The following is a 22,039-nucleotide window of genomic DNA, read 5'->3' as shown; positions in this document are numbered from 1 at the left end:
GGGGACCCTGACATGAAAACCGAATATCGTCTTGGCATCGACGCCGGCGGCACCTTCACCGACTTCGTTCTGGCCGACAAAAGCGGGCAGGTGCGGCTGTTCAAGGCGCTCAGCACGCCGCAGGACCCGACGCAGGCCATCCGAAACGGCCTTGGCCTTATCACCGAAGAGCTTGGGGTTTCGGCCGAACACGTCATCTCCAACTGCGATCTTTGCATCAACGGCACCACCGTGGGCCTGAACGCGCTGATCCAGCACAAGGGCGCGAAGACCGGCCTGATCTGCACCGCCGGGCATGAGGACAGCCTTGAAATCCGGCTGGGCCACAAGGAAGACGGCTACCGCTACGATCCCGAATACCCGCCCGCGACGATGATCGTGCCGCGCTACCTGCGCCGGGGCGTCAGCGAACGGGTGCTGTCGGACGGCACCGTCCGCACGGCGCTGAACGAGGATGACGTGCGCGCGGCTTGCGAGCTGTTCCGCTCGGAAGGGGTGGAAACTGTCGCGATCAGCTTCGTCTGGTCGGTCCTTCACCCCGACCACGAACGCCGCGCGGCCGAGATCGTGCGCCAGATGATGCCGGGCGTGATCCTGACGCTGGGGTCGGAGCTTTATCCGCAGGTGCGCGAATATACCCGCACCTCGACCGCGGTGGTGAACGCCTATCTCGCCCCGATCATGAAGCGCTATGTCGATGCGGTGGATGCCTATTTCCGCGCGCTCGGCGCGAAGCAGCCGGTGCGCTACTACCAGTCGAACGGCGGCCTTGCCATCGGGCAGGCGATGACGGACCGGTCGGTCTACGCGATCAACTCCGGCCCCGCCTCGGCGCCCGCCGCCGGGCAATATGTCTGCGAACCCTTCGGCAAGCGCGACGTGATTTCCGTCGATATGGGCGGCACCTCCTTCGACATCACGCTGACCAAGGATGGCCTGACCAACATCAACAAGAATATCGACTTCCTGCGCTACCGGATCGGGGTGCCGATGATCCAGGTCGAAACGCTGGGCGCGGGCGGTGGCTCCATCGGCTGGATTGATGAGATGGGGCTGATGCAGATGGGGCCGCAATCGGCCGGATCGGACCCCGGACCGGCCTGCTACGGGCAGGGCGGGACCGAACCGACCGTGTCGGACGCCAACCTTGTGCTGGGCTACCTGAACCCGGACGGGCTTGTGGGCGGGCGGCTGCCGCTCGACGCGAAACTGGCGCGCGAGGCGGTGAAATCGCGGCTGGCCGATCCGCTGGGCCTGTCGGTCGAACGCGCGGCCTATGGGATGTTCACCATCGTCAACGCCAACATGGTCAACGGCATCCGCCGCGTGACCGTGGAACGCGGCTATGATCCGCGCGACTTCGTGCTGGTCGGCGCCGGGGGCGCGACGGCGGCCCATATCACGGCGCTGGCCGAGGAGATGGGGATCGGGACCATCGTCCTGCCGAAGCTCGCCTCGGGCCTTTGCGCCTTTGGCCAGATCATCTCGGACGTGAAGTACAACTACATGGCCACCGCGCCGCTACGGCTCGACAATGACGAGGCTTACGCGAAGATCGACAGCCTTTTCAATGAGATCGAGGCACAGGGCATCGCGCATCTGAAGGATGACGGTTTCGCCAAGAAGGACATCGACATCCGCCGCAGCCTTGACATGCGCTATGTCGGGCAGGTGCATGAATGCACGGTGGACATCGGGACCTTCAAGGTCGACGCCAAGTCGATCGAGAAGATCAAGGAGGCGTTCCACAAGCGGCACGAGCAGCTTTACACCTACTCCGAACGCCATTCGACGGTCGAGGTGGTGAATATCGAAAGCACCGTCTACGGCCGTGTGGAAAAGCCGAAACGGATGGCCATCGCCAGGGGCAAGCCGGTGGCAAACGCCCTGAAGGCGCATCGCGAGGCGGTGTTTTCGGCCGATGGCAAGCGGGTCAGGACGCCGGTCTATGACGGCGCGCTGATCGGGGCCGGTGCCAAGATCGCGGGCCCCGCCATCATCGAAGAGGTGACCACCACCATCGTGATCCAGCCCGGCTGGGTTGCGGCGCTGGATGAAAGCGGGTCCTACCTCATCACCAGGGTCAGGAAGGGGGGCTGATGCAACGGCTCGGCGCAGACAAGGTAACGGTGGCCTTCGAAGGCCTCACGGCGCTCAGCGAGGTCGATCTGGAGGTTTCTCCCGGCCAGATCGTCGGGCTGATCGGGCCGAACGGGGCGGGCAAGACCACCCTTGTCAACGTGCTGACCGGGTTTCAGGCCCCGACCGGCGGGGCGGTGTCGCTTGGCGGCACCGTCCTGTCGGGCCTGAAACCGCATGAGATCCGCCGCCAGGGCGTCGCCCGCACCTTTCAGGGCGGGCGGCTTTTCCGCGATCTGCCGGTGATCGACAATCTTGAGGTGACGGGGATCGGGCTTGGCCAAAGCCGCCGGGCGGCGATTGCCGAGGCGGAGCGGATGCTCGACTGGGTCGGCATCGGCGCGCTGGCCGACCGGATCGCGGGGACCTTGCCCTATACCGACGAACGCCGCGTCGCCATCGGTCGGGCGTTGATGGGCAAGCCCGCCTTCGTCCTTCTCGACGAACCCGCCGCGGGGATGAGCGCGGCTGAGGCCGCCGATCTTGCCGCCCTGATCCGCCGCATCGCGGGCGAGATGGGCTGCGGCGTTCTTCTGATCGAACACAATGTCGGGCTGGTGCTGGACCTGTGCGATCCTATCGCGGTCCTCGATTCCGGCGCGATCATCGAAACCGGGGCGCCCGCCGCGATCCGCGCTTCGGAAAAGGTGCGCCACGCCTATATGGGGACCGCCGCCGATTCTGACCTGCCGGTTCTGGAGGTGATGGAATGAGCTTGCTGGCGCTTTCGGACGTCACCATCCGCTATGGCCGCCTGACGGCGGTGCGCAATGTCGCCCTGACCTTGGCAGAGGGGGAGGTTCTGTTCATCACCGGGCCGAACGGGGCGGGCAAATCCTCGCTTCTGCGGGCCATCGCCGGGGTGACGCCGCCCGCCGGGGGACGGATCGACTTTGCCGATCACGACATCACCGGCCGCGCGCCCGAGGATATCGCGCGGCTTGGCCTCTCGATGGTGCCGGAGGGGCGCGACGTCTTCGCCTCGCTCACCATCGAGGAAAACCTGATGGTCGGCGCCGGGATGCATGTGAAGGAAAGCAACTGGCGCGCAAGGGTGACGAATGCGCTTGAGGAAGTGTATGAGACCTTCCCGATCCTCAGGGACCGCCGCCACGCGCAGGCGGGGCTTCTGTCGGGCGGGCAGCAGCAGATGCTGGTGATCGGCCGCGCGCTGATGACCAACCCGCGCCTTGTCGCTATCGACGAACCCTCGCTTGGCCTTGCGCCGAACATCACCGACCAGGTCTATGAACGGCTGATCGCACTGCAAGGCCAGCGCAAGCTGACACTTCTGATCGTCGAACAAAGCTCCACCCGCGCGATGATGGTCGGCGGGCGGATGATCCTGATGCGCGGCGGCGAGGTGCTGATCGACGGCGATGCCCGCGCCATGGGACAGTCCGAGGCCATGCAGGCCGCCTATTTCGGTTATGGGGAACACTGATGTCCGCGATCCTGCAAATCCTGTTCGACGCGCTCAGCCTCGGGTCCCTCTATGCGCTCGGCGCGCTGGGGATCGCGCTGATCTTCGGGGTCATGCGGCTGGTGAACTTCGCCCATGGCGACGTGATCGCCTTTTCGATCTTCGCGCTCCTCTGGCCGTCGGTCGATGTGGTGGCGCGGGTGGGGGCGGGGAACCTGCCGTGGTTCCTTCTGATCCCCTTCGTCCTTGCCGTCGGTGCGGGGCTGTCGGTGCTGGCGGAGCTGACGGTCTTTCGCCGTTTCCGCAACGCCAGTCCCGCGACGATGATGATCGCCTCCTTCGCGCTGGGTTTCGTGATCCGCTACTTCCTCCTGATGCTCTATTCGAGCCGGCCGAAGTCGATCTCGCTTCTTCCGGCGCTGAGCCAGCCGGTCGAGATCCTGGGCGCGCGTATCCCGCTCTTGCAGGTCATCACCATCCTCGCGACCGTCGCCATCCTCTTCGGGCTGACCTCATTCCTGCGCCGCACCCGCTTCGGGCTTGAGATGCGGGCGGCGGCGGAAAACTTCACCATGGCGCGGATGCTGGGGGTGCGGGCCAACCGGGTCATCATGGGGGCCTTCGCGCTGTCGGGCGCGCTGGCCGCCGCCATCGGCCTGATCCTTGGCAGCCAGACCGGGACGGCGGATATCCAGATGGGCGCGAATGTCATGCTGATGGCTTTCATCGCCACCGTCATTGGCGGGCTGGGCAGTCTGCCGGGCGCGGTCATTGCGGGGTTCCTCCTCGGCGCGGCCTCGGTCGTGATGCAGGTGACGCTGCCCATCGACGCGCGGCCCTTCCGCGATGCCTTCGTCTATGGCGCGGTGATCGCGATCCTGATCGTGCGGCCGCAGGGCCTGCTCTCGGGGCGCGGCACGAAGGAAAGGGTGTGACCATGGCCAAGCGGACCTCTATCGCCGGGCGCACCATCGCCACGCCGCTGATCCTGTCGGCGCTGCTTCTGGCCTTCGCGCTCTTGGCCGTCATGGTCGGGTCGAAGCCCTTCAACCAGACCATCATCGACATCTTCCTGCGGGTGATCCTTGTCGTCGGGCTTTACGTCTTTGTCGGCAATTCCGGCGTCATCAGCTTTGGCCATATCGGGTTCACCTGCCTTGGCGCCTATGCCGCCGCCTGGCTGACCATGCCGCCGATGATGAAACAGACCCTGCTGCCGGGATTGCCGGACTGGCTGATCGCGCTGCAACTGCCCTACTGGGCGGGGGCGATCCTGGCCGCGCTTTGGGCCGCGCTCTGGGCGGGGATCTTCGGCAAGGTACTGATGCGGCTGTCGGGGATCGCGGCCTCTATCGCGACCTTCGCGATGCTGGCGATGATCAACACGATCTATTCGAACTGGGAGGACGTGACGGGCGCGACCTCATCCGTCGTGGGCATCCCGATCCTGCGCTCCATCTGGCCCTTCCTGATTGCCGCGATCCTTGCCGTCTTCATCGCCTGGGGCCATGCCATCAGCCGCACCGGCCTTGCGCTGCGCGCCGCGCGGGACGAACCGACGGCGGCATCCGCCTCGGGCATCGACCTGCCGCGCGAACGGCTGATCGCCTTCATCGTCTCGGGCGCGATCATGGGCATGGGGGGCGCGCTTTTTGCCCATTCCATCGGCGTCGTGACGCCCGATACCTTCTACCTCGGCCTGACCTTCATCACGCTTTCGATGCTGGTCGTCGGCGGCATGGGCAGCCTGTCGGGCGCCGTTCTTGGCGTCCTGATCCTGTCGAGCCTGATCCAGGCGCTGCGCTGGCTTGAGGCCGGGGTCAGCATCGGCACATCGACCTTCGCCATCCCCAACGGGGTGCAGGAAATCGCCCTTGGGATCGTCATGGTAGCGATCCTCGCCTTCCGCTCGGCGGGCATCATGGGCAACCGCGAACTCGGCTGGCCAAAGGCCCGCCCGGTGGCTCCGGCAACGACCGGACAACAACAACCAGAGCTCAACAAGGGAGTATCGAAATGAAAAGACTGACATGTCTGACGACGGCCGCGCTGGTGGGCGCGACCGGACCGGCGCTGGCGCAGGACGACCGGGTGGTGGTCGGCTTTGCGACGGCGGAATCGGGCTTCATGCAGGCCTATGACAAGCCCGCGCAGGACGCCGCGATGATCCGCATCAAGGAGATCAACGAGGCGGGCGGGCTGCTCGGCAAGCAGATCGAGGTGGTCAATGCCGACACCAAGACCGACCGGGCCGAGGGCGCGAAGGCCGGTCTGACGGTGATAGACGAGGGCGCGGACCTTGTCGTCGTCTCCTGCGACTATGACTTTGGCGCCCCGGCGGCGCTGGCGGCGGAAAGCCAGGGCCTTGTGTCCTTCTTCCTCTGCGCGGAGTCGATCAAGGCGGGCATTCAGGGCGTCGGCCCGCACAGCTTCTCCGCCTCGGTGCTGGCCGCCGTGCAGGGCGCGACCATGGCGCAATGGGCCTATGAGAAGAAGGGCGCGCGCAATTTCTACCGCCTGCTTGACACCTGGACGGAGTATAACAAGGGCATCTGCGACGGCTTCGACTGGGCCATGCCGCAACTGTCCGAGGCGAAGCTGGTGGGCGAGGATACGTTCAAGAACGAAGACGCCTCCATCGCCGCGCAGATCACCCGGATCAAGTCGCTGCCCGAAGAACCCGACGCGATCATGCTTTGCACGATGATGCCGGGCGCGGTGTCGGCCATCAAGCAGATCCGCGCGGCGGGCATCAATTCGATGATCCTGAACGGCTCGGCCGTGGACGGGTCCTACTGGCTGTCCGCCGTGCCGGACCTGTCGAACTTCTTCGTGCCGGTGCAGGGCTCCGTCTATGGCGACGATCCGAACGCCGACGTGACCACCTTCAACGCCAAGTACAAGGAAACGACCGGCGGCGATCCGTCGACCCAGTACACCTATCCGGGCTATGTGATGATCGACGTCTGGGCCAAGGCGGTGGAGCGTGCGGGGACGACCGAGGCAGGCGCCGTGGTGGCGGAACTTGAGAAGATGAACGAGGAGCCGACCCTTTTCGGCCCGCGCACCTTCACGCCGGAACTGCACCACCAGAACAAGGCGCGCTACCTGATCGTCGAGACGACGGGCGGCAAGCCCGCCGTGGTCGATGAATGGACGATCGCCGAGCCGATCCCGGTTGCCGAACTGATGAAGTAAGGCTTCACTACCCTTGCCGGTCGCGCCCCCGCGCGGCCGGCCCTTGCAGGAGACAGACCCATGACCCGGCCCGAAGCCCGCGCCACGCAACTGATCGAGGATGACGCCGTCCGCGTGACCCGTTTCGACTTCGTCCCCGGCGCGGAGACCGGCTGGCACCGGCACGGAATGGACTATGTCATCACCGCGATCACCGATTGCGCGATGCTGCTGGAAGAACCGGGCGGCGCCGTGCGCGAGGTTCTGGTGCGCGCGGGCGAGGCCTACAAGCGCGCCGCCGGTGTCGAACACAACGTCGTCAACAACGGCCCCGACCCGATGAGCTTCATCGAGGTGGAACTGAAGCCCTGAACGGGCAAAGCGCTGTGGCCCGGCGCTCGGGCTTTCGCTATAGCATTTCGGGTTTACACTGACTCAGAATTTGAACCTGTTTCGTTCGAATTCTGATACTTACTTTCTCAACGTAAACCCGAAACGCTTTAATCTCCGCCCATGCGTGACATCAACATCAAGGCAATCGAGTATTTCGAATCCGTAGCCCGGCTTGGCTCCGTCACCAAGTCGGCGGAGGAGCTTGGCGTTTCGCCCTCTGCCGTCAGCCAGCAGATCCGCCATCTGGAAACCCAGTTCGGTGTGAAGCTTTTCCGTCGCGAAAAGCGCCGCCTGACCCTGACCCAGGACGGGGAGATCCTGTTTCAGACTGCCGCGCAGGCCTTTGGCGCGCTTCGCAACGTGCGCAGCGCGATCACCCGGCAGCGCGATCTGCGCAACCTGATCATCCGGGTCAGCCCCAGCTTCGGTGTCCGCTGGCTTGGCCCCCGGATCGCGGGGTTTCTGGCCGACAATGCCGAATGGAACATCCGCATCGACGCGCGCGCAGGAAAAACCGTGGCTTGACCAGACGGTCGCCGCCGCCAAGGATTTCATCAAAGGCCGTTGAGGGAGGACCGCATGACCGATATCCGCACCAAGAAGCTTATCAACGCGCCCGAGGACCTGATCGCCGAGGCGATCGAGGGCATGGTCGCCGCCCATCCCGACATGCTGGTGGTCGAAGGTGCCACGGGCCGCGCGGTGGTCGCCGTCGATGGCCCGCGCGAGGGCAAGGTGGGCATCGTGATCGGCGGCGGATCGGGGCATGAACCGGCGTTTGCTGGCTATGTCGGGCGCGGTCTGGCCGATGCGGCGGCGGTCGGCAATGTCTTTGCCTCGCCCAGCCCGGAACAGATCATGGATGCCGCCCGCGCGGTCGAGGGCGGGGCCGGGGTGATGTTCCTTTACGGCAATTACACCGGCGATGTGATGAACTTCGACATGGCGGCGGAGGAATGCACGGCGGCGGGCATCCCGGCGCGGTCGGTGCAGGTCACCGACGATGTCGCCTCGGCCCCCGCCGAACGGGCGGGCGAACGGCGCGGCATCGCGGGCGATTTCTTTGTCTTCAAGGTCGCGGGGGCGGCCGCCGAACAGGGCCGCGACCTTGACGGCTGCGAGGCCGCCGCGCGCGCCGCGAACGCCAACACCCGGTCGATGGGCGTGGCGCTCAGCGCCTGTTCCATGCCCCAGACCGGCAAACCGAATTTCGAGATCGGTCATGACGAGATGGAAATCGGCATGGGCCTGCATGGCGAGCCGGGGATGCGGCGTGGCAAGCTGGAACCGGCGGACGCGGTGACGGACGAATTGCTGGCCCCGGTGATCGCCGATCTTGGCCTGGCTGCGGGGGATGAGGTCGCGGTGCTGGTCAACGGCCTTGGCGCGACCGGGCAGCTTGAGCTTTACATCATCCACCGCCGCGTGGCGCAGACGCTCAAATCGCTCGGCGTGGCGATCCATCATTCCTGGGTCGGCGAATACGCGACCTCGCTGGAAATGGCCGGGGCTTCGGTCACGCTGATGAAGCTTGACGCCGACCTCAAGGCCTTGCTCGACACGCCCTGCCGGACGCCCGCGCTGACGGTCGGCAACGTCCTGCCGCCCGCCGCCGGGCGCCGGGTCCGCAGGGCGGCGGGGAATGCGCAGGCGAAAGCGGTGGTGGATCGCAGCACGCTGAAGACGGAGGGTGAGGTCACGCCCGCGATCTTCCGCGCGATGATGCGGAAGGCGGGCGATGCGATTGCCGAAAACCGCGACTGGCTGTCGGAGCTTGACGGCGTGATCGGCGATGGCGACCACGGCATAACGATGGATATCGGCTGGACCGCCGTGCGCAAGGCCCTGGACGCCGCGCCGGGGGATGAGACGGTAAGCGAGACCTCCGACCGCATGGCCAAGGCGTTCCTCGATGCTGTCGGCGCCTCCTCCGGCCCGCTTTACGCCAGCGCCTTCCGCAGCGCCGGGGCGGCGGTGTCGGACCGGCTGAACCTTGACGCCGGGGCGTTGGTCGCCTGGGTGGCGGGGATGTGCGACGGCATCCTTGCGCGTGGCGGGGCCGCGGTGGGCGACAAGACGATGATCGACGCCTGGGTGCCTGCGCTCGAGGCGGCGCGGGCCGCACTGGCCGGGGGTGGCGACCTGCGCGCCTGCCTCGCCGCCGCCGCCGAAGGCGCGCGAAAGGGGCGCGACCACACCGCCACGATCGAAAGCCGCCGGGGCCGGTCGGCCAAGCTTGGGGCGCGCTCCATCGGCCATGTGGACCCCGGCGCCGCCTCGGCCCATGTCCTGCTTGCGGCGATCCGAGACGCGGTCTGACGCGCCCCCCCTGACGCCGGAACGACACGTCCGCCGACAAAGGCGCGCGGCATGGGTGCGCGGGCGGTGAAAGCGGGCTACAAGGGCGGCAGGTGCAAGACCGCGAAGGGCAGGCCGATGGACAAGCAGATCTACATTTTGAACGGGCCGAACCTGAACCTCCTTGGTCGCCGCCAGCCGGAGATCTACGGGGGCGAGACGCTGGAGGACGTGCTGGCCCGCGCGGGCGGCGTTGCGAAGGCGCTTGGCCTGACGGTGCGTGGCCTTCAGTCCAACCATGAGGGCGAGCTGATCGGCTGGATCCATGAGGCGCGCGACAAGGCCGCCGGGATCGTCATCAATCCGGGCGCTTTCACCCATACTTCGGTCGCCATCCTCGACGCGCTGAACGCCTTCGACGGCCCGGTGATCGAGGTCCATATCTCCAACATCCACAAGCGCGAGGCGTTCCGCCATCACTCCTATGTCTCGCTGCGCGCGGACGGGGTGATCGCGGGCTGCGGGACGGAAGGTTACGACCTCGCGCTCAGGCGTCTGGCCACGCTTCTGGCCTGACGTGCGGGGCCGTCGCGACGGCGGCATCAAAAAGCGTTCGGCAGCGCTTGACGGGACCCGCGCGCATGCCTATTACGCACTCCACGCTCGGGCGGCGATCCGGGCGGGTGGACACGCGGTTGTAGCTCAGTTGGTTAGAGTACCGGCCTGTCACGCCGGGGGTCGCGGGTTCGAGCCCCGTCAACCGCGCCACCACCCCGGATCGCCCGAGCCGTTCCCGAAAGGGACCGCCAGAAATGGCACCCATGCGCGGTTGTAGCTCAGTCGGTTAGAGTACCGGCCTGTCACGCCGGGGGTCGCGGGTTCGAGCCCCGTCAACCGCGCCACCTCTCCCCGCCCCGCCCGCGTTGATTCGTCCCGGTGACGGTCGCTTGTCTTTCGGCTATGCCCCATGGGCGCAGGAGAAAGGGGAACGCGGTGGAGATTCTCGACAGGATACCGATGAACATCGCCGTTCTGGCGGCTCTGACGCTGGGACTTGCGCCGTTTTTCCCCGAACCGCATCTCTGGGAAAAGCTGAAGATGCTGGTCGCCGGGACGCTGGTCAGGCCGCTCGATATCTTCGACCTCATGCTTCACGCCGCGCCCTGGGCGGTGCTGATCGCGAAACTGATCCGCATGGCGCTGCTGCGCGGGTAGGGGCGTTACCAAACCGTTTCCCAAACGTCATCGCCCCGGCATCGGGGCGACACGATGGTGCCGTACCGCAGGCCTGTGAAGCAACCCGTTTCGGAGATCATCCATGCCTGCCATCCGTATGTCCCGCCGCCAGACCCTGATCGGATCGACCGCCTTTGCCACAAGCCTCGCCCTGCCGTCTCTCAGCCGGGCGCAGTCGCGACCGCTTATCACCCATGGCGTCCAGTCCGGCGATGTCACCCATGACGGGGCGGTGATCTGGGCGCGCGCCGACCGCGAGGCGAAGATGATGATCGAATGGGCGACGACCGAAGGTTTCGCCGATGCCACCCGCGTGCAGCCGCTGGACGTCGGCGCGCCGACCGATTTCACCGGCAAGCTTCTGCTCGACGGGCTGCCCTCGGATCAGGACATCTTCTACCGCGTCACGATGCGCGATCTGGCCGATGCCAATGCGACCTCCGAACCCGTCACGGGGCATTTCCGCACGGCGCCGATGGGCCTGCGCGACATTTCCTTCGTCTGGTCCGGCGATACGGCTGGGCAGGGCTGGGGCATCGACGAGGCGCGCGGCGGGATGAAGACCTATGCCACGATGGCCGCGCATCGGCCCGACTTCCTGATCCATTCCGGCGATACCGTCTATGCCGATGGCCCGATGGTGGCCGAGGTCGACCTCAAGGACGGCACAAAGTGGAAGAACCTGCTGACCGAGGCCAAGTCCAAGGTAGCCGAGACGCTGGACGAATTCCGTGGCCAGCATCTTTACAACATGCTCGACCGGAACGTGCGCGCCTTCAACGCCGATGTGCCGGTCTTTTACCAGTGGGACGACCATGAGGTGACGAACAACTGGTATCCCGATGAAATCCTCGCCACGGACGACCGCTATACCGTCAAGTCCATGCAACTGCTGTCGTCGCGTTCGGCGCGCGCCTTTCATGAGATGTATCCGATCCGCTCAAACCTGTCGGAGCCTTATCGGGTCTACCGCAAGGTTGCCTACGGGCCGCTTCTGGACATCTTCTTCATCGACATGCGCAGCTACCGGGGTGACAACACCGCGAATGACGAACCCGGCGGCGCGCCCTTCCTTGGCGCCGAGCAGAAAGCCTGGCTGAAGCGTGAACTGGCGGCAAGCCGTGCGGTCTGGAAGGTGATCGCGGCCGACATGCCGATCGGGATGGTGGTCAAGGACGGCGACACGGCGTTTGAGAATGCCGCGAATGGCGACGGGCCGGCGCTTGGCCGGGAACTCGACATCGCCGAGGTGCTGAGCTTCATCAAACATGCCCGCGTGACCAATACCGTCTGGCTGACCGCCGACGTGCATTACACCGCCGCGCATCACTACAGCCCTGACCGGGCGCAGTTTCAGGACTTCGAACCGTTCTGGGAATTCGTCTCTGGTCCGCTTCATGCCGGGACGTTCGGGCCGAACGGCTATGACAACACCTTCGGCCCCGAGATCCGCTTTGCCAAGCACCCGAGCGAGGCGCAGGGCGCGAACCTGCCGCCTTCCGACGGGCTTCAGTTCTTCGGCAAGGTCGATATCTCGGCGGCGACCCGGGTGATGAGCGTGCGCCTGATGGATGTGGCCGATACCGAACTCTGGTCGGTTGAACTTCAGCCGGTTCTGGCCTGAACCGGACCGGGCGGGTTCAGGCCCGCCCGGCCTCCGCCCGCCTCAAAGCGTCATGCGATAGCGCACATGCCCGTCCTCGGGCGTGTAGCTGTCGTAAAGGGCGCGGGCGCGGGCGTTGTCGCGGCCGGTGTGCCAGTAGAGGCGTTTCCAGCCCTTCGCGCGGGCAAGCGCCCTCAGATCGTCGATCAGCGCCCGGCCGATACCGCCGCCACGTTGCGCTTCATCGACAAAAAGGTCCTCAAGATAGCAGTCGTCGCCCGCGACCCAGGTCGAGGCGTGATGCTGATGGATGGCGAAGCCGAGGATGTCGGGGCCGTTCACGGCAAGGCGCATGTTCAGCGCGGAATCCGGTGACATCAGCCGCGCCCAGGTGAAGGCGGTCGTCTCTTCCGGTAGCGGATGGTCGTAGAAGGTCAGGTAGGCCTGCCAGAGGCGCCGCCACCCGGCCTCATCCTCTGCCCGCGCGTCGCGGATGGTCGGGGTCATGTCAGGAACTCCAGAAGCGCGCGGGCCGTTTCCCCGGGTGCGGTGTCGATGAAGAAATGCCCGCCGGGGATGGTTGCAGAGCGCATGTCGGCCAGCCGGTCGGCCCAGGTGGCAGGCACGTCATAGGCCCGCGCCATGGCGCCCGCCGCGCCGTAAAGGACAAGCGCGGGGTGGGGGACCTTGCGGCCCAGATCGCCCTCATCCAGCGCGAAATCGAGGCTGGCGGCGGCGCGGTAGTCGTCGCACATCGCGCGCACGGTCTTCGGGTCGCGCCAGGCCGTGCGGTAGGCCTCCAGCTGGTCTGCATCGAAATCGTCCAGCCGCGCACCGCCCCAGCCCAGAAGGCAGCTTTCGAAGAAATAGTCGGGGTCGGACAGGATCAGCCGTTCGGGGAAGGGTTCCGGCTGGGCGAGGAAGAACCAGTGGTAATAGCTCGCCGCGACCTGCCTTGTGAGGTCGCAAAGCAGGTGTTGGGTCGGCACGATGTCCATCAGCACCAGCCTGCCGATCCGGCCCGCGTCATCGTCCAGCGCCATCCGGTGCGCCACCCGCGCGCCCCGGTCATGGCCTGCAAGGTCAAAGCGATCATGCCCAAGCGCCGCCATCAGCGCCGCCATGTCGCGGCCCATCTCGCGGAAGGTGTAGTTTTCCACCCCTTCGGGCTTCGAGGACGCGCCATAGCCGCGCAGATCGGCGGTCACGACGGTGAAATGCCCGGCCAGCACCGGCGCCACCTTGTGCCATAACGCGCGGGTCTGCGGGAAGCCGTGCAGCAGCAGGACCGCCGGGCCGGAACCGCCGGTGGAACAGGCGATCTCCTGCCCGTTCACGGCGATCCGATGCCCGGCAAAGCCCGTCATTCGTTCAGCGCGGCAAGGATGCGCGCCCAGCTCCGAATGCCCTTGTGAAAGCTCTTCACGTCATATTTCTCATTCGGGCTGTGGATCGCGTCGTCATCATTGGCGAACCCGATCAACATCGCGTCCATGCCAAGGATTTCCTTGAAGAAACCGGCGATGGGGATCGACCCGCCCATGCCGACGATCACCGCCTCGCGGTCCCATTCGTCCGACAGCGCCCGTTTCGCGGCGGCGAATTCCGGCCGGTCGGTGTTCATCACGGCGGCGGGGGAACCTTCGAGGTCGCTGTCCCATGTCACCCGCGCATCGACCGGCAGGCGCGCCGCGACATGGGCGCGGATCTTTTCGCGCAGGTCGTCGGGGTCCATGTCGCCGACCAGTCGGCAGGTGATCTTGCAATGCGCCTCGGCCGGGATGACGGTTTTCGACCCGGCGCCCTGATAGCCGCCCCAAAGCCCGTTGATCTCAAGCGTCGGGCGCGACCATTGCTGTTCCAGCGTGGAATAGCCCTGTTCGCCATGCGGGACGGTGTAGCCGACGCTGGTCAGATAGTCCTTCTCGTCAAAGCCGGTGTTGTTCCATTGCTCCAGCAGCGCGGGCGGCACCTCATGCACGCCGTCATAGAACCCCTCGACCGCGACGCGGCCGGTTTCGGGATCGTGGAAGGAGGCGACGATCTTCGCAATCTCGCGCAGCGGGTTCAGGCCCGGCCCGCCGTAATGGCCCGAATGCAGGTCGATCTTCGGCCCGTGCAGGGTGAATTCGTCCTTCAGCATCCCGCGCAACTGCCCGGCGATGGACGGCACACCGGGGGAGACCATGGAAGTATCGCAGATCAGCGCGATCTCGGCCGTCAGCTCGCCCGCGTTTTCGTGCATGAAGGGGATGAGGGAGGGCGACCCCGATTCCTCTTCCCCCTCAAGGAACACCGTGATCTTGCCGGGCAGGGTGCCATGCACCGCCTTCCAGGCGCGGCAGGCCTCGATAAAGGTCATCAACTGGCCCTTGTCATCCGATGACCCGCGGCCCCGGATCACTTTTCCGTTCGGCGTGTCCTCGATCGCGGGTTCGAAGGGCGGGGTCTTCCACTGCGACAGCGGATCGACCGGCTGCACGTCGTAATGGCCGTAAAAGAGCAGGTGCTTGCCCGCACCGCCCGCATGGCCAACCACCATCGGATGGCCCGGCGTCTTGCGCGCCGAGGCGTCGAAACCCAGCGATTCCAGGTCCTTGGCCAGCCAGTCGGCGGCCTTGGCGCAGTCTTCCCTGTAAGCCGGATCGGTGGAAATCGACGGAATGCGCATGAGGCCGAAAAGCCGTTCCATCGCTTCTGGAAGGGTGTCGTCGATACGGGCCAGGACGGCGTCGAGGGACATGGGGCGCGCTCCTTCTTGCGGGTTCGCGGCAACCCTAGCGATGCCGCCGGTGGTGTCCAGAGGGCGAGGCCCCCCAAGGGAAAGGGGGGCGGCAATTTGTACACTGACGGGATCGCGACTTGACCTTTATCAATGTGGAATGCGAACAGGGGCTCTAAGCCCGAGGGTAAGGAACAAGGGCCGGGAGACAGACATGAACTACGACGCACAGATCGACCAGGCGCTGAAGCGGCTTCACGACGAAGGCCGGTACCGCACCTTCATCGACATCGAGCGGCGCAAGGGTCAGTTCCCCAAGGCGATCTGGTCGCGCCCCGACGGGTCCGAACAGGAAATCACCGTCTGGTGCGGCAACGATTACCTCGGCATGGGCCAGCACCCGGTGGTGTTGCAGGCGATGCACGAGGCGCTGGACGCCACCGGCGCCGGGTCGGGCGGGACGCGCAACATTTCCGGCACCACGGTCTATCACAAGCGGCTTGAGGCCGAACTGGCCGACCTGCATCAGAAGGAAGCGGCGCTGGTCTTCACCTCGGCCTATATCGCCAACGACGCCACGCTTTCGACCCTGCCGAAGCTTTTCCCCGGCCTCATCATCTATTCCGACGCGCTGAACCATGCCTCGATGATCGAGGGCGTGCGTCGCAACGGCGGTGCCAAGCGCATCTTCCGCCACAACGACGTGGCCCATCTGCGCGAGCTTTTGCAGGCCGACGATCCCGCCGCGCCGAAGCTGATCGCCTTCGAATCGATCTATTCCATGGATGGCGACATCAGCCCGATGGAGGCGATCTGCGATCTGGCGGACGAATTCAACGCGCTGACCTATCTCGATGAGGTTCACGCCGTGGGCATGTACGGCCCCCGTGGCGCGGGCGTGGCCGAAAAGCTGGGCCTGATGGGGCGCATCGACATCATCAACGCGACGCTGGCCAAGGCCTATGGCGTGATGGGCGGCTACATCGCCTCCACCGCCAAGATGTGCGACGCGATCCGGTCCTATGCGCCGGGCTTCATCTTCACCACCTCGATCCCGCCCGCGGTCGCGGCGGGGGCGGCGGCTTCGGTCCGGCACCTCAAGACCGATCAGGGCCTGCGCGACAAGCAACAGGAACATGCCCGCATCCTGAAAATGCGGCTGAAGGCGCTTGGCCTGCCGATCATCGACCATGGCACCCATATCGTGCCGGTCCATGTCGGCGATCCGGTGCATTGCAAGAAAATCTCGGACATGCTGCTTGAGCATTACGGGATCTACGTTCAGCCGATCAACTTCCCGACCGTTCCGCGCGGGACGGAACGTCTGCGCTTCACGCCGTCGCCTGTCCATTCTTCGGGCGATATCGACCATCTTGTCCGCGCGATGGACAAACTCTGGTCGCACTGTGCGCTGAATCGTGCTGAACTCTCTGCCTGAGGGCATGAACGGTCGCATTCGGCCTTGCCCTGTGGTAACAGTTGAACAATAGGACGGCATAAAGGGCGACGAATCGTCGGCCGTCTGGGGATAGTACGGGGCAGCGGGATGATCGGGCGGAGGACTCCTCCTTCGACGCAGGAAGAGAGCAAACCCAAAGGGTTTGACGATTTCGAGGTGCGCCTTGGCGACACCATGCGCGGCGAACGCGCGACGATGGCCAAATCCCTTCTCGACGTTCAGCGCGAATTGAAGATCAAGGCAAGTTACATTGCCGCGATCGAGAATTGCGACGTCTCGGCGTTCGAAACGCCGGGTTTCGTCGCGGGCTATGTCCGGTCCTACGCGCGCTATCTGGGCATGGACCCGGAATGGGCGTTTCAGCGCTTCTGCGAAGAGGCGAATTTCACCGTCTCCCATGGCATGTCCGCCGCCGCCTCTGGTCCGAAGAAATCCGTGGGCGTTCTGGCGACCGCCTATGCCGATCCGCTGGCCAATCCCAAGGCGCCCTTCGTGCCGCAGGGGGAAAGCGTCTGGTCGGGCATCCAGCCGGGCGCCATCGGCTCCATCGCCGTGCTGCTGATCCTGATCGGCGGTCTGGGCTATGGCGGCTGGACGGTCCTGAACGAGGTGCAGAAGGTGCAGCTTGCCCCCGTCGATCAGGCGCCGGGCGTGGTGGCAGAGCTTGATCCGCTGTCTTCGGCAGGCGGCAAGGCCGCAAACCAGGCCGAGGCGACGGAGATCGCGCTGGCCCAACGCCCCGCCACCGATGAGGCGCCGCAGCCCGAGGCCTTCGACCGCCTCTACCGGCCCGAGGCGCTGGACGTTCCCGTCCTTGTCGCCCGCGACGGTCCCATCGCCGCCATCGACCCGCGCACCGTGGGCGCGCTGGCCGATGCCGTTCCGCAGGCCGATGCCGAAGATGCCGTCAACGCGGCGGTGAAACTCGCGCTGGGGGATACGCCGGTGCAGGTCGTCGCCCCCGATGCGCCGCAGGTGGAGCTTCTGGCGGTGCGCCCGGCCTGGGTCCGCGTGACCTCGGCCGATGGCACCACGATCTTCGAAAAGGTTCTGGACGCGGGCGAACGCTATGCCCTGCCAAAGCTTGAGGAGGCGCCGGTGCTGCGCGTGGGCGAATCCGGGGCGCTTTATTTCGCCGTGAACGGCCAGACCTACGGTCCGGCGGGCGCGCGCGGATCGGTGACCAAGAACGTCACCCTGTCGCCCGATGCGCTGACCACGGCCTATGCGGTCGCCGACATGACCCAGGACGCCGATCTGGCGAAATTCGCCACCGCCGACGCGGCGGGCATGACCGGCGCCCTGGCCCCGACGGAATAGCGCCGGTTGCCGCGCCGGGCCGCACCGACTATCTAGGGCGTGACAGCGAATAGCGGCGGGAAGCCCCATGTCTCACAACCCCATCCGACCGTGGCGCGACATTGCGCGCCGCACGTCCCGGCAGATCATGGTGGGCAATGTCCCCGTGGGGGGCGATGCGCCGATCACGGTTCAGACGATGACCAACACGCTGACGACCGACGTCAAGGCGACGGTGGAGCAGGTCCAGCGCGCCGCCGGGGCCGGGGCCGACATCGTCCGCATCTCCACCCCCGATGAAGCCTCGACCCGCGCGCTGCGCCAGATCGTCGCCGAAAGCCCGGTGCCGATCGTCGCGGACATCCATTTCCACTACCGCCGCGCCATCGAGGCGGCCGAGGCGGGCGCCGCCTGCCTGCGCATCAACCCCGGCAATATCGGTGATGCGAAACGGGTGGCCGAGGTCGTGCGGGCGGCGAAGGACCACAATTGCTCGATCCGCATCGGGGTGAATGCGGGGTCGCTGGAACGGCATCTGTTGGAAAAATACGGCGAACCCTGCCCGGACGCGATGGTGGAAAGCGGGCTTGATCATATCAAGCTGTTGCAGGACAACGATTTTCACGAATTCAAGATCTCCTGCAAGGCCTCTGACGTCTTCCTTGCCGCCGCCGCCTATCAGCAACTGGCCGAGGCGACGGACGCCCCGATCCATCTGGGCATCACCGAGGCCGGGGGCCTTGTCGCCGGGACGGTGAAATCGGCGATCGGGCTCGGCAACCTGCTCTGGTCTGGGATCGGCGACACGATCCGCGTGTCGCTGTCGGCCGATCCGGTGGAAGAGGTGAAGGTCGGGTACGAGATCCTGAAATCGCTGGGCCTGCGGACGCGGGGCGTCCAGATCATCTCCTGCCCGACCTGCGCGCGGCAGGGCTTTGACGTCATCAAGACGGTCGAGACGCTGGAAAAGCGGCTGGAACACATCAAGACGCCGATGTCGCTGTCGATCATCGGTTGCGTGGTGAACGGGCCGGGCGAGGCGCTGATGACCGATTTCGGCTTTACCGGCGGTGGCGCGGGGGCCGGCATGGTCTATGTCGCCGGACGGCAGAGCCACAAGATGACGAATGACCAGATGATCGACCATATCGTCGAACTGGTCGAAGGCCGCGCGGCGGAGCTCGAGGCCGCGAAAGAGGCGGCGGAGTAGCGGGGCCAGCCCCGTCGTCCATTGGTCCTCGGACCAATGGCGCACCAATGGACACCCCCCCGAGGTATTTCCGGCAAGATGAAAGCAGGGACGTTGACGGCCCGGCGGCGGCGGATTAGCTGAGGCGCCATGGCACGCGCACCTCTTCTTCAGCTTTCCGGCATCTCCCTGACCTTCGGCGGCACGCCGGTGTTTGACGGGCTTGACCTTGTCGTCCAGCCTGCCGACCGCGTGGCGCTTGTCGGGCGCAACGGGTCGGGCAAATCGACGCTGATGAAGGTGATGGCGGGGCTTGTGGAAGCGGATGCGGGGGGCCGCGTCGTGCCGCCGGGGGTGAGCGTCGGCTATATGGAGCAGGAGCCGGACCTGACCGCCTTCGCGACGCTCGGCGATTTCGCCGCCTCGGCCCTGCCGGAGGGGGAAGGGTACAAGGTCGCGGTGGTGGCCGAGGGGTTGAAGTTCGATCCCGCGACCCCGGTCACATCGGCCTCGGGCGGGGAGCGGCGGCGCGCCGCGCTGGCGAAGTTGCTGGCCGAGGCGCCGGAACTGATGCTGCTGGATGAGCCGACCAACCATCTGGATATTCAGGCGATCCGCTGGCTGGAGGATCAGCTGCGCGAGACGCGCGCGGCCTATGTCATCATCTCCCACGACCGCGCCTTTCTGCGGGCGCTGACCAAGGCGACGCTCTGGATCGACCGGGGCGAGGTGCGGCGCAACGAGAAGGGCTTCGAGGCCTTCGAGGACTGGCGTGAGACGACCTGGGCCGAGGAGGATCTGGCGCGCCACAAGCTCGACCGCCGGATCAAGGCCGAGGCGCGTTGGGCGGTCGAAGGGATTTCGGCGCGACGCAAGCGGAACATGGGCCGGGTCAGGGCGCTTCAGGCGATGCGGGCCGAACGCGCGGCGATGATCCGGCGGCAGGGAACGGCCGACATGGCGCTGGACTCCGGTCAGGTGTCGGGCAAGCTGGTGATCGAGGCGAAAGGAATCTCAAAGGCTTTCGGCGAGAAGCTGATCCTGCGGCCCTTCGATCTGAAGGTGCTGCGTGGTGATCGGGTAGCCTTTGTCGGGCCGAATGGCGTCGGCAAGACGACGCTTCTGAAGATGCTGGTGGGCGAGGTCGCGCCGGATGCGGGATCGGTGCGTCTGGGGACGAATCTCGACATCGCCGTTTTCGATCAGGCGCGCGCGGCGCTGGATCTGGGCATGACGCTTTGGGACGGGTTGGTGAACGATCCCGAGATGCGCGTTTCCGGGCGGTCCGATCAGGTCATGGTGCGCGGCACGCCGAAGCATGTCGTGGCCTATCTGAAGGATTTCCTTTTCGATGAGGCGCAGGCGCGTGCGCCGATCGGCTCGCTTTCGGGCGGTGAAAGGGCGCGGCTTTTGCTGGCGCGGATCATGGCGAAGCCGTCGAACCTTCTGATCCTCGATGAGCCGACGAACGATCTGGATGTGGAGACGCTGGACCTGTTGCAGGACATCCTTGGCGATTATGACGGGACCGTGCTGCTGGTCAGCCACGACCGCGATTTCATCGACCGGGTGGCGACGACGACCGTGGCGCTGGAGGGCGACGGGCGCGCGGTGGTCTATGCGGGCGGCTGGACCGATTACCAGGCGCAGCGCGGGGATGACGCCCCGGTGAAGGCGGCGAAACCCGCCGCGAAACCCGCGCCTGCGGCAGAACCGAAGGTGAAGAGTGCCGCGCAAGGCCTTACGTTCACGGAAAAACACCGGCTTGAGGCGCTGCCCGGCGTGATCGAGCGGCTGGAGGCCGAGATCGGCAAGCTCTCCACCTTCCTCTCTGACCCGGCGCTCTTCACGACCGCGCCGGAAAAGTTCCGCAAAGCCTCGGAAGGGTTGGCGGAGCGGCAGGCGGCGCTGGCGGCGGCCGAGGAGGAATGGCTGATGCTGGAAGAAAAGGCCGCGACATGACCGGGCCGCTTGACGGGCTTCGCATCGTCGAGATCGCGGGCCTTGGCCCGACGCCCTTCGCGGCCATGACGCTGGCCGATATGGGGGCAGAGGTCGTCAGGATCGAACGGCCCGGCAACCGCCACCTTCTGGGGCTCGAGCATGACATCCTTGACCGGGGGCGCGGCGCGCTGCCCCTTGACCTGAAATCCGATGAAGGGCGCGCCATCGCGCGGCGGCTGATCGGGGCCGCGGACGGGCTGATCGAGGGGATGCGGCCCGGCGTGATGGAACGCCTCGGCCTCGGCCCCGGCGACTTCCCCGACAACCCGCGCCTCGTCTATGGCCGGATGACGGGCTGGGGGCAGGCGGGGCCGCTCGCGCATGCGGCGGGGCATGACATCAACTACATCTCGCTGTCCGGCGCGCTTCATGCGATCGGGACCAGGGATCGCCCGGTGCCGCCCCTGAACCTGCTGGGCGATTTCGGCGGCGGGGCGATGTATCTCGCCTTCGGCATGGTCTGCGCCTTTTTCGATGCGGCGCGGACCGGGCGGGGGCAGGTCGTCGATGCCGCGATCAGCGATGGCGCGGCGCATCTGATGGCGATGATGCAGGGGATGGCGGCGGGCGGGCTTTGGTCCGATCACCGCGAGGCGAATATCCTCGACGGGGCGGCGCCCTTCTACGGCGTCTATCGCTGCAAATGCGGTGGTTTCGTCGCGCTTGGCGCCATCGAGGCGAAGTTCTGGGCCGAGTTCCTGCGTCTGGCGGATATCGATCCCGAAGCGCTGCCCGATCAGTGGGACCGCGCCCGCTGGCCGGACCTGCGCGCCATCGTCGCCGCGCGTCTGGCCGAACGAACGCGGGAGGAGTGGACGGCCCTCATGGAAGGCTCCGACGCCTGCCTGACGCCGGTCCTGACCATCGCCGAGGCGCCCTTGCACCGCCACAACGCCGCGCGCGAGACCTATGTCACCCCCGGCGGACGGACCCAGCCCGCCCCCGCGCCGCGCCTGTCGCGCACGCCGGGGGAAATCGCGGAGACGACCGAAGGCCCGCTTGACGCCGACGCGCTGCTCAAACGGTGGAGCGCCTGAAGCCGCTGCTGCTTCTTCGTTGCGAAAATACTCCGGGGGTGTGGGGGCAGCGCCCCCACG

General features: G+C 66.2%; 20 protein-coding genes and 2 tRNA genes. 19 read left to right on the top strand and 3 right to left on the bottom strand.

Annotated features, from left to right (window positions below):
* The first annotated feature begins 12 nt into the window (after window positions 1-12).
* The 14 genes from capA (at window position 13) to LX70_RS03140 (ending at window position 12,290) form a co-directional block, all read left to right on the top strand.
* Window positions 13-2,100: a caprolactamase subunit alpha gene (gene capA / locus LX70_RS03205; RefSeq protein ID WP_105513067.1), complete on the top strand. Its 2,088-nt coding sequence runs from the start codon at window positions 13-15 to the stop codon at window positions 2,098-2,100.
* The gene (locus LX70_RS03200; protein WP_105513066.1) at window positions 2,100-2,852 is read left to right on the top strand and encodes an ABC transporter ATP-binding protein; all 753 of its coding nucleotides are present in this window, start codon (window positions 2,100-2,102) and stop codon (window positions 2,850-2,852) included. The genes capA and LX70_RS03200 overlap by 1 nt, the downstream gene beginning before the upstream one ends.
* Window positions 2,849-3,583 (top strand): ABC transporter ATP-binding protein, encoded by a 735-nt coding sequence (locus tag LX70_RS03195; RefSeq protein ID WP_105513065.1) that lies wholly within the window; start codon window positions 2,849-2,851, stop codon window positions 3,581-3,583. Before LX70_RS03200 ends, LX70_RS03195 begins: the two co-directional genes overlap by 4 nt.
* Window positions 3,583-4,497 (top strand): branched-chain amino acid ABC transporter permease, encoded by a 915-nt coding sequence (locus LX70_RS03190; protein WP_170076103.1) that lies wholly within the window; start codon window positions 3,583-3,585, stop codon window positions 4,495-4,497. Before LX70_RS03195 ends, LX70_RS03190 begins: the two co-directional genes overlap by 1 nt.
* Window positions 4,498-4,499: 2 nt before the next feature.
* Window positions 4,500-5,582, top strand: a complete 1,083-nt coding sequence (locus LX70_RS03185) for a branched-chain amino acid ABC transporter permease (protein WP_105513064.1) — start codon at window positions 4,500-4,502, stop codon at window positions 5,580-5,582.
* Window positions 5,579-6,760, top strand: a complete 1,182-nt coding sequence (locus tag LX70_RS03180) for an ABC transporter substrate-binding protein (RefSeq protein WP_105513063.1) — start codon at window positions 5,579-5,581, stop codon at window positions 6,758-6,760. Before LX70_RS03185 ends, LX70_RS03180 begins: the two co-directional genes overlap by 4 nt.
* Before the next feature lie 60 nt (window positions 6,761-6,820).
* Window positions 6,821-7,111, top strand: coding sequence for a cupin domain-containing protein (locus tag LX70_RS03175; protein ID WP_105513062.1), 291 nt, complete (start codon window positions 6,821-6,823; stop codon window positions 7,109-7,111).
* A gap of 141 nt (window positions 7,112-7,252) precedes the next feature.
* The gene (locus LX70_RS03170) at window positions 7,253-7,657 is read left to right on the top strand and encodes a LysR family transcriptional regulator (protein ID WP_245884909.1); all 405 of its coding nucleotides are present in this window, start codon (window positions 7,253-7,255) and stop codon (window positions 7,655-7,657) included.
* Window positions 7,658-7,711: 54 nt separating this feature from the next.
* Complete coding sequence (gene dhaL, locus LX70_RS03165) at window positions 7,712-9,451, top strand: dihydroxyacetone kinase subunit DhaL (RefSeq protein ID WP_105513061.1); 1,740 nt, start codon at window positions 7,712-7,714, stop codon at window positions 9,449-9,451.
* A gap of 117 nt (window positions 9,452-9,568) precedes the next feature.
* The gene (gene aroQ / locus LX70_RS03160) at window positions 9,569-10,006 is read left to right on the top strand and encodes a type II 3-dehydroquinate dehydratase (RefSeq protein ID WP_105513573.1); all 438 of its coding nucleotides are present in this window, start codon (window positions 9,569-9,571) and stop codon (window positions 10,004-10,006) included.
* A gap of 115 nt (window positions 10,007-10,121) precedes the next feature.
* Window positions 10,122-10,198 (top strand) — tRNA-Asp (locus LX70_RS03155).
* Between the two features lie 57 nt (window positions 10,199-10,255).
* Window positions 10,256-10,332: transfer RNA gene (locus tag LX70_RS03150), tRNA-Asp, on the top strand.
* A gap of 91 nt (window positions 10,333-10,423) precedes the next feature.
* Window positions 10,424-10,645: an RND transporter gene (locus LX70_RS03145; RefSeq protein WP_105513060.1), complete on the top strand. Its 222-nt coding sequence runs from the start codon at window positions 10,424-10,426 to the stop codon at window positions 10,643-10,645.
* Window positions 10,646-10,748: 103 nt separating this feature from the next.
* The gene (locus tag LX70_RS03140) at window positions 10,749-12,290 is read left to right on the top strand and encodes an alkaline phosphatase D family protein (RefSeq protein WP_105513059.1); all 1,542 of its coding nucleotides are present in this window, start codon (window positions 10,749-10,751) and stop codon (window positions 12,288-12,290) included.
* A gap of 42 nt (window positions 12,291-12,332) precedes the next feature.
* On the opposite strand, the gene LX70_RS03135 is transcribed toward LX70_RS03140, so the two are convergent.
* Genes LX70_RS03135 through LX70_RS03125 form a run of 3 tightly spaced genes read right to left on the bottom strand, consistent with a single transcriptional unit; the run spans window position 12,333 to window position 15,012 of the window.
* The gene (locus LX70_RS03135) at window positions 12,333-12,776 is read right to left on the bottom strand and encodes a GNAT family N-acetyltransferase (RefSeq protein ID WP_105513058.1); all 444 of its coding nucleotides are present in this window, start codon (window positions 12,774-12,776) and stop codon (window positions 12,333-12,335) included.
* Window positions 12,773-13,636, bottom strand: coding sequence for an alpha/beta fold hydrolase (locus tag LX70_RS03130; RefSeq protein WP_105513057.1), 864 nt, complete (start codon window positions 13,634-13,636; stop codon window positions 12,773-12,775). The genes LX70_RS03135 and LX70_RS03130 overlap by 4 nt, the downstream gene beginning before the upstream one ends.
* The gene (locus tag LX70_RS03125) at window positions 13,633-15,012 is read right to left on the bottom strand and encodes a M20/M25/M40 family metallo-hydrolase (protein WP_105513056.1); all 1,380 of its coding nucleotides are present in this window, start codon (window positions 15,010-15,012) and stop codon (window positions 13,633-13,635) included. Before LX70_RS03125 ends, LX70_RS03130 begins: the two co-directional genes overlap by 4 nt.
* Before the next feature lie 193 nt (window positions 15,013-15,205).
* Here LX70_RS03125 and hemA point away from each other — a divergent pair, with 193 nt between their 5' ends.
* The 5 genes from hemA to LX70_RS03100 all read left to right on the top strand — a co-directional run bounded on the left by hemA (window position 15,206) and on the right by LX70_RS03100 (window position 21,979).
* Window positions 15,206-16,429, top strand: a complete 1,224-nt coding sequence (hemA, locus tag LX70_RS03120) for a 5-aminolevulinate synthase (RefSeq protein ID WP_105513055.1) — start codon at window positions 15,206-15,208, stop codon at window positions 16,427-16,429.
* Window positions 16,430-16,537: 108 nt separating this feature from the next.
* Window positions 16,538-17,770 (top strand): helix-turn-helix domain-containing protein, encoded by a 1,233-nt coding sequence (locus tag LX70_RS03115; protein WP_105513054.1) that lies wholly within the window; start codon window positions 16,538-16,540, stop codon window positions 17,768-17,770.
* A 67-nt stretch (window positions 17,771-17,837) separates the two neighbouring features.
* Complete coding sequence (gene ispG / locus LX70_RS03110; protein WP_105513053.1) at window positions 17,838-18,959, top strand: flavodoxin-dependent (E)-4-hydroxy-3-methylbut-2-enyl-diphosphate synthase; 1,122 nt, start codon at window positions 17,838-17,840, stop codon at window positions 18,957-18,959.
* 129 nt (window positions 18,960-19,088) lie between these two features.
* The gene (locus LX70_RS03105) at window positions 19,089-20,900 is read left to right on the top strand and encodes an ABC-F family ATP-binding cassette domain-containing protein (RefSeq protein WP_105513052.1); all 1,812 of its coding nucleotides are present in this window, start codon (window positions 19,089-19,091) and stop codon (window positions 20,898-20,900) included.
* Window positions 20,897-21,979: a CaiB/BaiF CoA transferase family protein gene (locus tag LX70_RS03100; protein WP_105513051.1), complete on the top strand. Its 1,083-nt coding sequence runs from the start codon at window positions 20,897-20,899 to the stop codon at window positions 21,977-21,979. Before LX70_RS03105 ends, LX70_RS03100 begins: the two co-directional genes overlap by 4 nt.
* Window positions 21,980-22,039: the final 60 nt, after the last annotated feature.

It is taken from the genome of Albidovulum denitrificans, assembly GCF_002973535.1.
Classification (GTDB): domain Bacteria; phylum Pseudomonadota; class Alphaproteobacteria; order Rhodobacterales; family Rhodobacteraceae; genus Albidovulum; species Albidovulum denitrificans.
The sequence above is the reverse complement of the archived record's forward strand: the minus strand, read 5'-3'. Positions and strand labels throughout refer to the sequence as shown.